The organism is Vibrio sp. PSi01 (assembly GCF_054960695.1).
Genome location: NZ_JBHNYN010000019.1, coordinates 63,691 through 75,684, shown reverse-complemented (window position 1 = coordinate 75,684; position 11,994 = coordinate 63,691). Strand labels below are relative to the sequence as shown.

The window sequence follows — 11,994 nt, the reverse complement described above, 5'->3', positions numbered from 1 at the left end:
CGAAAAGTTGTCGCTTCTGTCGCCGGATTCAAAGGCAACATCAAAGAAGAATGGAATATATTTACAAAAACCGGAAAATAGTAACAGCCAAGAGAAACAAATTTAAAATATTACCTTAATATCGAGGTTTGAACTTCGACCCAGACTCGCCTTGATGCGAACACAAAGAGCTGATATCTAAATGGCTTGGGATTTCAATGCACTACAGGGCTTTTTGATTGTAGTGATCTTTAAAAAGATCTCGGCTAGCAACTCACACTTTTTCATTAACTTATTAGTTCTATAACGAGAAAGATTGATATTTAATTTCATTATGACACTCGCAAAAGCCCTGGTGGCAACTGAACCATTACCAACACTACGGGGTTCTTACTCCAACACTTAAAACTGATTCGATCAATACCAAACATTTTGCATAACTTTAAAATATCATAGCTCTGTTCGAGTTTCTCAATTATAGAGACTTCATAAGTACTTATAATTTGAACAAAGTATCAATAGAAAAGTAACTGTTGGGATAATGCCTGTGTTGAGAGCTTCTTCCATTTAATATTGATCTGCTCCAGTTAGACTGGACACCGCATTAAGCGACATGTTGTTTTTCATAGTTAACTGGGCTTAGATACCCAAGAGCGCTATGCCTTCTTGTTCGATTATAATCAACTTCAATGTATTCAAAAAGCGCTTGGCGCATCTCTTCTCGGGTCATTATCGGCTCGTATTGGACAGCTTCTACTTTCATTGAGTGAAAAAAGCTTTCAACACAGGCATTATCCCAACAATTCCCCTTCCTACTCATGCTTTGTTTTAGATTATGAGCTGCGATTAAATCTCGGTAGTCTTTTGAGCAATATTGGCTACCTCTATCACTATCACTATCACTATCACTATCACTATCACTATAGATAATCACGTCTTCTGGCATGCCTCTGCGGAACAATGCCATTGATAGTGCATCACAGACCAGAGTTGCGGTCATTCTGGTGCTCATTGGCCAACCAACGACTTGCCGTGAGAACAGGTCGATAATAACATCCAGCCTTCGCTTGTCGCTAGATAGGTGATGTCTCCGGCCCATTTTTGGTTCTGTGCTGTCGCATTAAAGTCTTGCTCAAGCAAGTTCGGGGCAACAGGAAGCCTATGCTTACTGTCTGTCGTACATTTGAACTTACGGGCGGCCTTCGCGACTAAGCTCTGGCGTTTCATGCTTGCGGCAATTGTTTTTACATCGTGCTTATTACCATTTGCCTCAAGTTCTTTTGAATGCACCTTGCACCATCGTGTTCCTTTTTATCATCAAAAACTTCTCGAACTTTGCTATCAAGCTGCTTGCGGTGCTCGTTTCGTTGAGTGACTTTATGACGATTATCAATCCAATAATAAAACCCACTTCGAGAAACCCCGAACACCTTAGCCATACGGACAATCCTATATTGCATCAGGTGTTCGAGCATAAACTCATAGCAATCTACTTTAGATTTTTCGCGAAAGTAGGTGGCGGCCTTTTTTACGATATCTAGCTCTTCAGCTTGCTCTGCTAATAATCGTTTGAGCTTGGCATTTTCAGTGGCGAGATCTCTTTCTCTATCGCTAATTTTCGCGTCTTTTTTGACGGCTTTACGCCATCCATAGATTTGAGATTCATATAACGATAGTTGTCGTGCGGCAGCAGCGACACCGACTTTCTCTGCTAACTTAAGCGCTTCGGCTTTAAATTCAGGAGCATGTTTGATTCGTATTTTCTTAGTTGTCATTGTCTACCTCGTTAGTAATTGTACTCACTTAACTCAGTGTCCAAAACTTCTGGTGCGGATCATTCTAGGCCACGCCGATATCAGCATGACAATGCGCTATGCCCACTTCGCACCTGATCACCTATCTGAAGCCATTCTCCATAACCCTCTTTCTAACCTGTAACCTGTCGCCACAGATTTTTTTTCTCGGCTGTCGCCACTTTGTCGCCACTTGCCAAATTTCAGGCAAAAAAAGAGCCACTAAAAAGCGGCTCAATCTTTAAAATTTAAACAATTGTTTTAAACGTTACTCGCGACCAAATACGTTATTCTCTTGCTCTTGCACACGGATGAAAGTCGTACGCTTAGTTAGCTCTTTAAGCTTTGCTGCGCCTACGTATGTACAAGTTGAACGTACACCACCAAGGATGTCAGAGATAGTGTTGTGAACTGAACCACGGAACGGAAGTAAAACAGTTTTACCTTCTGCAGCGCGGTACTTAGCAACACCACCTGAGTGCTTGTCCATAGCCGACTGTGAAGACATGCCGTAAAATTTCATGTATTGCTTACCGTCTTGCTCTACAACTTCACCGCCTGACTCAGAGTGACCAGCTAGCATGCCGCCTAGCATTACGAAGTCAGCACCACCGCCGAACGCTTTAGATACGTCACCCGCACATGAACAGCCACCGTCACCGATGATCATGCCGCCAAGGCCGTGTGCTGCGTCGCCACACTCGATGATTGCAGAAAGTTGAGGGTAGCCTACGCCTGTTTTAACACGTGTAGTACAAACTGAACCTGGGCCGATACCAACCTTAACGATGTCTGCACCCGCTAGGATTAGCTCTTCAACCATATCACCTGTTACAACGTTACCTGCAGAGATCACTTTGTCTGGGAATTCAGCACGTACTTTTTGTACGTACTCAACTAGGTGCTCTGAGTAGCCGTTAGCGATATCAATACAGATAAATACGAAATCTTCGCTAAGAGTCATGATTTGCTTAACTTTTTCGAATTCAGCTTCAGACGTACCCGTTGATACAAATACGTTGTTCAGTGTTTTCTTGTCTGCTGTTTTAGCGAACTCAGCCCACTGCTCTACTGTGTAGTGCTTGTGTACTGCAGTCATAACACCGTGCTCTGCTAGAGCAGCTGCCATTTCAAAGCTTGCTACCGAATCCATGTTAGCTGCAATTACTGGAGTACCAGACCATTGACGACCGCTATGCTTGAATGTAAAATCGCGGGTTAATTCAACTTGAGAACGGCTTTTAAGGGTAGAACGCTTCGGACGGAAGAGTACATCTTTGAAACCTAACTTAAGTTCTTGTTCGATACGCATGGTGTTTTCCTTGATTCATAAAATTATGTGTCTCTCGCGAAATGCGTAGTAAAACCGTTGGCAGACGAGTTTACTTTTCTTCGGACACAAAAAAACCGGAGCGTTGGCAGACGCTCCGGTTTTCAGCATTATAGGTCGTGATTTAGTAACAGCAAGTCTGATATTTCACTTTTTTTTATGCTATCCTCTCAAAGATTCCATACCTGCTTCAAACCCCTCAGCTTTACTTTTCCACTAAATTCTTATTAATTAATAACTTAGCGAACTATTCACGCAAACGCTGTCGATTTATTGCGCAATCGTTTTCCTCCCTATTTCACTCAATATCACCCTCATTAAGCAAATATGTGAAGAAAGTGCCTCGAAATCACATAAAAATCACACTTTTCTCCAACAAAAAATTGTCTTTTTTCTTAAATAAATTCGATTTTTTCCCAAATTTTCTTTGCTCTCGACCAAATTAGGTAATCTCATCACCTTGCCAACTAGCCCCAATTTGGAAAAGCACTGTGCAATGGGTTCGATTTTGAGGTCGAGATTCATTTGGGTTTGAGAATCCAGCCCTCGCACTCCATTAAATAATGCTTTCAAGCTCAAGCTTTATAAATCTAATTTCTATTAACCCGTAGCATTACCGTTCCAAAAGCACATTTCGTGGCTGCCCTTTCGTTCATTTAACCTGGAAGACTCTGCAAAGCGCACAGAAAAAGAAGATTGGTTGACGTGTAAAACTGGGGGGAAAGACAAGATTTAAAGAATAGAAAGCAAAAAAATGGCTAAAGTGGTTAACCTTAGCCATTTTTATTCGCTGATCAGACTGATGCTAATACGCACATAGAAAATTGCTGTTTAGTGAATAGAGCAGTGCTAGTTCTTTTGAGAAACTAACGCTTCAGCGGTCGCATCTTGAATAGATAAGAACAATGAGCTGACTTGCCCTGTTGGTGAGCGCATTGGGTTCAGGGTCACGTTCTGATACATGAAATCGGCTTGTTGGGTTACTGGCCTAACGTTACGACACTTAAACAGATAAGGCCTTTGTTGCCATGTAATGAAGCTGCGGCAACCTAGGTCATAGACTGGCTTGGTTTTCAGCCTAAACCACTCTTCAGGGATCTCAGGGAATAACTCAAAGATCGACTTACCGATCGCATCATGCGATTGCTTACCGCTATGGTGCGTCATGAAGCCATTCCAAACTTGTACCTGAAAGTCACGATTAATGACCACCAGCCCCATATCGACGTTTTGAACCATGTCCACCATCCAGTGGAACTGTTCAAATTCAGCAGGAAGATTCAGCATATTAAAACTCCTCCATTAGGTAGGCCAATTTGTTGTCTAGAAGAGGCAGAGACTCATCGACAAACATAAACAGAAGGTCACAACGGATAGAAGTGCCATCAATGTTGTAGCTGACTTCGAAAGTCATGGTCTTCTTAAATGAGCCACTGGTATTTTCGATGACCGAATCGATCGAGATGTGTTGCCCGAGCAGTACAGGAGAGCTCTGGAAGAAACGAACTTCAGATTGCTCCCCTAGTCCATTCAAGAATGAGCCTACAAGGATGTTAGATACATCCATCAGTAGCTCTAATTCTTCCAACTGTTCGCTTTCGGTTGGCACTTTCATGAGCTTTTTAAGGTCGCTCACACTGGAATCGCTCAACAAGACTAATGCTTCGCCTGCGATGCCTTCTCCGCTGAAACCTTGGCAAACACCCGATACTTGGTCGTTGTCTGCTAGGTCACGAAGTGCCATGTGCAATTCACTCACTTCGAAGATGTTAACGTTCGGCAGTGGTAAATGAACAAACACATTGAAGTGACGAGCCAATGCATCCGCTGCACGACCAATCGCTACGTTCGCAACTTCCATGTAGATGTCACGTCGGCGAAGAATTGGGAGTTCTAAAGGCGAAGGCGTAATGAGTTGAGGCTGTTTTGGTGGCTCAACATGCTCACGTAAAATGGCTTTTAACGCTTCTTTATCGATCGGCTTTTGCAAAAACGCTTTAGCACCAAGGTCCATTACCTTCTGTTGCGCTTTTGGCTGGATATCACCAGAAACAACCACAACAGGCGTGGTATCACCTAAACGTTGCATCTCTTCCAATGTGCCATAGCCGTCTAATTCCGGCATGGTGAGGTCGAGGAACATAAGTTTGAACTGGTTTTGAGCTAACTCTTCAAGTGCATTAAGCCCATGAACAGCAAAAGTTATATCTGCATTTAGAGAACTAGGCAGTGACCGAGCCATTTGCTTCCTTGCTAACGCAGAATCATCACATATAAGAACTGGGAACGACATAAATGCACCACCGACAAATTAAAGCTAACTGGCACGAGTGTAACAGATCATTATGGTATCAGGTACGGGGTGAATAGATTTATATGTAGATTATTAGTAAGAATGATGAAACAGGCAGGTAAGCTATTATTTGACATTATTCTTTATGAAAAACAATATGCTACAAAGGTAATAACAAACTGTAATTATAGAGTAATAGCACTTTTTTGGGTGAAACAACGCGGCGAATTTATGAAATGCCAGCCTTAATAAGTGGGTTTATTAAGACTCGAACGACTCATACATTTATCGCCTTTATAGGTCCAACAAACAAGCGCAAACAAAGTAGCACTGACCCACAAGGCGAGTATCCAAAAGTTAATGTAAACGCTATGGGGAAAAGCTAGAACTGATAGGACGGCCATAGAATCAGTAACGCAAAACGTATGATCACGGCAAAAACCAATAGAGCGATCCCTAAACGGTACCATTTATATTCAGCTATATTCATTGGGATACGCTTGTAAAACATCGTAATCACCCCTTTCCAATCGCTACTGCGCCTTCCATATTGCATCATGCTTGTTAAAACAAACAGTGCACCAAGCACCAACATTCCTTTTTCAGCCCAGAACAATCCAACTTCCATTTGTGCATTCCTTGATAAAACATTAAGCAACTCGAATCATTCTAGTCACCTTTTAGCTCGGTTTCTGTAAGACCAAGGTCTAACTCGTTTTCTGCTTATCTAAACATAGTACTGAATTGAACGCAGTTAACTGAACGGCGTGTTCATCTCGAGTTCAGCTTGGCTACCTATACTCATGTTTCCATTAACAGGAGAAACTCAATGAAATCACTGAAAAAGTCGCTTTGTGTCTTAACTGCTTCAGCTTTACTCGTTACCGCTCCGTTTGTGAGTGCTTCATCACCACAACAACTGCCTCAGCCAGTATTGAGCCCGCTACAAATGGTCATTGCTTCTTTAAACCTAACCGAAGAGCAACAAGCAGAAGTGTTCTCTTTTGTAGAAGACTATCAATCCGATAGAACAGAGATTGATATGGATAAAGCAATAGAGCTTAAGAAGAAACAGATCAGCCTTGTGACTCAACCGGATTTTGATGAAGCTGAAATGGAAAAGGTCATCGACACGGTTCAAGCAACCGAGAAGTCGATGGTGATGCAAGAAATGCGTCTTAAGAACAACATCTATAACGTGTTGACTGAAGAGCAGAAAGAGCAATTCAAAACAATGATGAAGTCCGTGTTGTCTGGTAACAAATAGACGCCACTCTTTGCCTTGATAGCGATAGGTTAATCCTTGCCCGTAGATACATATCGCATGCAACATAAGACCGAATCAGAAAAATGAGAACAGAAAAAGCCGCAGTCGTTACGATGACTGAGGCTTCTGTGTTTAATGTGTAACTAGCGGCTCACGAATAAACATGATTCGATAGATCCGGGAACTTGCTGTTCTTTTGAATGACACGCATCAGTTGGATGAGCAGCAGAATACCTGTCACACCCAAACCAACACCGATTCCGCCCCAAATTCCTGCTAATTCGAACTTAGGCATCAAATACCAAGCAGCAGGTAGTCCAAATACCCAGTAACCAATGGCAGTCATTACGGTTGGCATCGAGACAATCTTCATGCCTCTTAACAGATTAATCGCCAACAGTTGCCAAGCATCAACAATAAAACACAGAGCGACGACCCAAATAACAGAAGCCAGCAATGAAGTCATCGCCCCTGTACCATCATCCAATTTGAAGATAGAAGCGATCATTTCCGGCCACAGGATAAACACGGCAGATAACACCACGCTCAATACCGATACTAAAATAAAGCTCTGAATTGACGTTCGTTTAATTCCTTCAAAATTACCCGCACCATAATCGCGTCCCACCAAAATTGCGGCTGCTTGCGAGAAACCGAAATTGAAGTTCCAGGTAAAGCTTAAACATTGAAGCAAGATTTGATGCAGCGCCAACGAGGCAATACTGATCGTCCCCGCCATTAAGGTGCCGCCGTAAATAAGCCCATGCTCAAGCAACGCCGCCAAGCCGATAGGTAAACCCATTAACAACAACGGGCTCATCAACTTGATTGAGTACTCTTCTGTGTTTAACCAAGGGGCGAACTGCTTGAATTCATCACGCTTAAATACCCAAACCGTGTATCCAACCATCACGATAAATGCCGCGATAGCGGTTCCTAAGCCTAAACCCGTTAAGCCCATATCTAACTGGAACGTAAGTAAATAACTCACCGGCACATTTAAAATTACGGTGATAATAGACATCACAAGAATAGAGCGCACGTTACCAAACGCACTGGTTAAGCCACGAAGAACCAACAATATAAGGGAAGGCAGCATCACCCATTTCAGAGCGTGTACATATTCCATGGCTAAAGTGATCACTTCTGGTGGTTGCTTGGCCGCTTCTAATACCAGTGGCGCAAACCAGAAGCTGGCCATTAAGGTCACACTGAGCACGAATGCCAACATGGTTGCGCCTTTCACCGCTAATCTGATTTGAGTATTACCAAACTCTGGGCGAGCGACTCGCTGACCATAAGCAATAGCAATCAAGTTCGCGACACAGCCTACCGTACTGCTCGCAATAATGAAGATGAAGAAGTAGATAGAGGCCCCTAATCCACCAGCCGCAAGCGCCGACACACTGATGCGTGACATCATCCAAACATCAGTAAGGACTAGAGCCATGGATATCAGCTGTGAAATGATCAAAGGGAATGCAAGAGTGAGTATTTTTTTCATGAGCGCCTCAGTTAATTTCGCCCAAAATACGATCGATGGGGCTAGCGTTCAATTGATAAATTTGCGACTCTAACATTCCATAAACTCATGCGAACGAATTATGACCCCATATCCGAGCTTGCCATCATCACATAATGGTTTGAAAGCCTTTGAAGCTGCAGCAAGGCTGATGAGCTTTACGTTAGCTGCCGATGAGCTTCACGTAACACAGAGTGCGATCAGCCGTCAGATCAAACAGCTTGAAGATGAGCTCAGCACATCACTGGTTGTTCGCAAACACAGAGCAATTGAACTCACACCTCAAGGGCATGATTTGTATAGAGTATTGCGTGAGAGCTATGGAAATATCGAAGCGGTAATGGCGTCTTGGAAAGATCCCAAGCAAAAACGAATCGTGATTAAAGCCACCTTGAGCTTTGCAACCCGTGTGCTGATATCCAAAGTGCGCGAGTTGAATGAACGCTACCCCGACTATGAGATAGTGATTGTTCCAGTAATAGAAGAAGATGAGGCAATCAATAGTAGTGAGTATGATTTATTGATCTTTCACACTCGCTTCAAAAAACGTTACGACAACGCACCAGATATTACCTTCTTACGTGAAGAGTTTATGGCTCCGGTTTGTTCCACGAACGTTATTACTGAGGACACCGATTTAACTTCCATTTTAACGATGCCTCGTATTCACCCAACACTCGATCACCACGACTGGAAAGTGTGGTTGGCTGATGTCGAATCCCCTCCAAAGAAGCCTGTCAGAAATACCAGTTTCTTATCGTTAGATATGGCACTCAGTGCCTGTTTATCGGGTGAAGGTGTCACGGTAACGGATCTCCTTTTGGTCTTAAAGGAACTGCAACGTGGCTTTTTATATTGTCCGGAGCACGCCAAACTACAACACAGTGCTTGGACGTATTACATTCACCAGCGCACTCATACTCCTGTGATAGACGATATTATTGACTGGCTCAGAGAAGAAACAGCAAAAGAGATTGAGTTACTCAAGCAATTGGCACTGCAATACCATTGGTCTGGCGTAATTAAAGCGCAAGATTAACTCAAAAATAGTAAGCAAAAACCTCAAAACCAGACACAAATAAGCCGCAACTCTTACTGCGGCTCATGCTTTCTGAACAGTCATGTTTAGCTTTTATTCTGGCTTTCCAGATAACTGAACACTACAACTTAAACATACGTGCGCTGCGTGGTGGCAAATTGAAAGTGTGATAACGAGAAGTAACCGTTTCTGTTGCAGTGCTCAACACATCTTGGTATTGAACATTCCAGTTAAATTCATGCTGGTAGGTATCTACAGTAACTCCACGAGTTTCACCACACTTGTTGATACCCACAACCCCTTCTTTACCACGCTTGAATAACAAGGTGCACTGATCGCTCGAAAGCATAGTCATGGTTTTGCCCTGCATCGCATTATGGAAGCTCAACATGCTCTTCATCGTTGAGCTATTCCAAACATTGCCCCAGCGACCGTTATCCTTATCTTCAGAATCAGGAAGATCATCACTGTAGATCAACGGCGTACCGCCATCTTTGCCAAGAATGTAAGCGTAAGCAAGCTGCTCATCTTGTGGATCCATAATTTGGTAACGGAAACCATCATTAGTTGGAATATCGTGCGTGATCGCAAAAGTAATCGAACGATTGTCATCGAGCGCTTGCCCATAAGCTTTTGGATCATGCAGTTGGTTTAAACTTCCGTTCATAGAGAAGGCCGAGCGAATCGAAGCAAACAGCGGGAAATCGTACGCGGAGTGATTAGTATTGTTTAAATAAGGTGCTAAGAAGGACTCATAGCCACTGTTGCCTGCCCCACCGCTGGTAATCACCTCACCAAACACATGAATGTTCGAGGTAATATCAGACGTGAACACTTGATCGATCTGGTACTGACTCATGTGCTTTACGGCATCAATACGGAACCCTTTGACTCCCATATCTTTTAGAGCTTTTAGGTATAGACGTTGCTGTGAAACCACCCAATTGTTTGGATCCAAATCAGGAAGACCAACATCACCATCTGCGCCACACAAACGCCAATACTGAACGTGACCAGGGTCGTTCCAATCCGAAATACAGCCTGCTGGGTGGAAATCGTTAGCCGAGACAAAACCTTGCGCTAAGTTGCCAAACAAAGTCTGGTCAGCATAGTAGCTTGAGCGGCCGGCATAGTCGTTTAGCACTTCTGTGCCTGGGTAATCCAAGTCACTTCGCTTCCAGCTTTCATTCGCCATGTGGTTGAGTACAACATCAGCGTAAACATCAACACCCACACCTTTGAGTGCAGTGATCATTGCGGCTAAATCTTGCTTGTTCCCCAACGGAGAATCAATGGTGCGCAGATCTTGTGGTTGATAACGTGCCCACCATTGGCTGCCACTGGATTTCATTGCCGGTGCAACCAACACTTTCTTATAGCCAGCTCCGGCTATTTGGTTGGCGTTGGCCGTTACGTCTGAGTACTTCCAGTTGAAAGCGTGCAAAATGGTATCAGCGTAAGTAGCTGAACTGAAAGAACAAGCGGCAAGTGTGGATATGAGTAAGGTATTTATTGGTTTCATAGAACATATCTCGCATTATAAATTCACAAGAATGATATGAGTGGGTGTAATAATTAAAACGTTCGATAAATCAGAGTTGAATTAACGTCACTTTCTGTTGGTGTGGATTTTATAAAATTGAGCGATGGACGATATTATGTGAGATAAAGGCACGTATAACTGAAATGAGAATTAATTGAGTCAAGTTGACTATTACAAGACAAAGACTTTGGTCGGCGCTTCTAAACTAAGTTATGATTCCTTCTCCCTCAACCGATTGATATTTTTATGCCTTCTTTCTCTTTTTCTCAAATCCCTGTTGGGGTTCGATTCATGATTCTCTCCGCTTTTGGATTCGCACTGATGTCAGCTTGTGTGAAATACATTAGCAACTATGGCATACCCGTATTCGAAATCGTTGCAGCTAGGGCGCTGGTGTCGTTGATCATCAGTTATGTCGATGTGAAGCGCAAACGTATTTCGATTTGGGGCAACAACAAACCACTCTTGTTCGTGCGTGGTACTGTCGGTACTGCGGCGCTAATGTGCGTTTACTATGCCGTAACCACCTTACCATTAGCAGAGGCGACCATTTTACAATACGTGCACCCCGTATTTACCGCACTACTGGGCGTGTTATTCCTCAAAGAACGCATCCAAAAATCGACCATGATCTGCATTGCATTCTGCCTAGTGGGATTATTGGTAATGGTACAACCGAGCATGAACAGCGGAGCGAGCAGCGAGTTGCCATTATTCAGTATTATGCTGGCATTATGTGGTGCGTTTGGCAGCTCAATCGCCTATGTAATTGTGAGAAAGCTTAGCCAAACTGAAGACAGCTCGGTGATCATCTTCTACTTCCCACTGGTTGCTCTACCAATCTCAACCGTTCTTATCTGGAACGATTTTGTGTGGCCGAGCGTGTTCTTAACATTGATGTTGATTTTAGTAGGGATTTTCACACAGATAGGCCAATACGGCTTAACCAAGGCGATGCAAACCCAAGCAGCAGGCAAGGCTTCGGCTTACTCTTACGTTCAGATCGTATTCTCGGCACTGTTAGGCGTGTGGATATTTAATGAAATTCCATCAGTTTGGACTTACCTAGGTGGTGGGCTGATCGTGACAGGCGCACTAATCAATGTATTTGGTAAACAGTTATTGGTGCCATTTAAAGCTAAATAGCTAGCTGTTTAGCGTTAGACTTATACGCCGTTAGGCAAACAGACAAACAAGTAAAGATTGAAAAAGGGCATTGCGGAGTATT

At 43.3% G+C, this 11,994-nt stretch carries 9 protein-coding genes and 3 pseudogenes; 5 read left to right on the top strand and 7 right to left on the bottom strand.

The window, feature by feature from the left end:
• Window positions 1–81: pseudogene (locus ACFI6G_RS19350) on the top strand (OmpA family protein); the annotation flags it as partial.
• 502 nt (window positions 82–583) lie between these two features.
• Here ACFI6G_RS19350 and ACFI6G_RS19345 read toward each other — a convergent pair.
• Window positions 584–1,754, bottom strand: a pseudogene (locus ACFI6G_RS19345) (IS3 family transposase).
• Between the two features lie 46 nt (window positions 1,755–1,800).
• Between ACFI6G_RS19345 and ACFI6G_RS19340 the strand changes: the two are divergent.
• Window positions 1,801–1,917: pseudogene (locus ACFI6G_RS19340) on the top strand (site-specific integrase); the annotation flags it as partial.
• Between the two features lie 123 nt (window positions 1,918–2,040).
• On the opposite strand, the gene ACFI6G_RS19335 reads toward ACFI6G_RS19340, so the two are convergent.
• The 4 genes from ACFI6G_RS19335 to ACFI6G_RS19320 all read right to left on the bottom strand — a co-directional run bounded on the left by ACFI6G_RS19335 (window position 2,041) and on the right by ACFI6G_RS19320 (window position 6,023).
• Entirely contained in the window at window positions 2,041–3,084 is a 1,044-nt protein-coding gene (locus ACFI6G_RS19335; RefSeq protein WP_016796868.1) for a GMP reductase, read from the bottom strand.
• An 867-nt stretch (window positions 3,085–3,951) separates the two neighbouring features.
• Window positions 3,952–4,389: a PAS domain-containing protein gene (locus ACFI6G_RS19330; protein ID WP_004731659.1), complete on the bottom strand. Its 438-nt coding sequence runs from the start codon at window positions 4,387–4,389 to the stop codon at window positions 3,952–3,954.
• A gap of 1 nt (window position 4,390) precedes the next feature.
• Window positions 4,391–5,395 (bottom strand): response regulator, encoded by a 1,005-nt coding sequence (locus tag ACFI6G_RS19325; RefSeq protein ID WP_010430576.1) that lies wholly within the window; start codon window positions 5,393–5,395, stop codon window positions 4,391–4,393.
• 382 nt (window positions 5,396–5,777) lie between these two features.
• On the bottom strand, window positions 5,778–6,023 hold the full coding sequence (locus ACFI6G_RS19320; protein WP_010430578.1) for a hypothetical protein: 246 nt from the start codon (window positions 6,021–6,023) through the stop codon (window positions 5,778–5,780).
• A 201-nt stretch (window positions 6,024–6,224) separates the two neighbouring features.
• Between ACFI6G_RS19320 and ACFI6G_RS19315 the strand changes: the two genes are divergently transcribed.
• Complete coding sequence (locus ACFI6G_RS19315; RefSeq protein WP_010430581.1) at window positions 6,225–6,662, top strand: Spy/CpxP family protein refolding chaperone; 438 nt, start codon at window positions 6,225–6,227, stop codon at window positions 6,660–6,662.
• Between the two features lie 151 nt (window positions 6,663–6,813).
• Here the strand turns inward: ACFI6G_RS19315 and ACFI6G_RS19310 are convergent, their stop codons facing one another.
• The gene (locus ACFI6G_RS19310) at window positions 6,814–8,166 is read right to left on the bottom strand and encodes an MATE family efflux transporter (protein ID WP_016767323.1); all 1,353 of its coding nucleotides are present in this window, start codon (window positions 8,164–8,166) and stop codon (window positions 6,814–6,816) included.
• 100 nt (window positions 8,167–8,266) lie between these two features.
• On the opposite strand from ACFI6G_RS19310, the gene ACFI6G_RS19305 reads away from it, so the two are divergent.
• Window positions 8,267–9,223, top strand: a complete 957-nt coding sequence (locus ACFI6G_RS19305) for a LysR family transcriptional regulator (protein ID WP_016767322.1) — start codon at window positions 8,267–8,269, stop codon at window positions 9,221–9,223.
• A 121-nt stretch (window positions 9,224–9,344) separates the two neighbouring features.
• Here the strand turns inward: ACFI6G_RS19305 and ACFI6G_RS19300 are convergent, their stop codons facing one another.
• Entirely contained in the window at window positions 9,345–10,745 is a 1,401-nt protein-coding gene (locus tag ACFI6G_RS19300) for an alpha-amylase family protein (protein WP_016792627.1), read from the bottom strand.
• A gap of 267 nt (window positions 10,746–11,012) precedes the next feature.
• Between ACFI6G_RS19300 and ACFI6G_RS19295 the strand changes: the two genes are divergently transcribed.
• Entirely contained in the window at window positions 11,013–11,912 is a 900-nt protein-coding gene (locus ACFI6G_RS19295; RefSeq protein ID WP_010430602.1) for a DMT family transporter, read from the top strand.
• Window positions 11,913–11,994 lie beyond the last annotated feature (82 nt).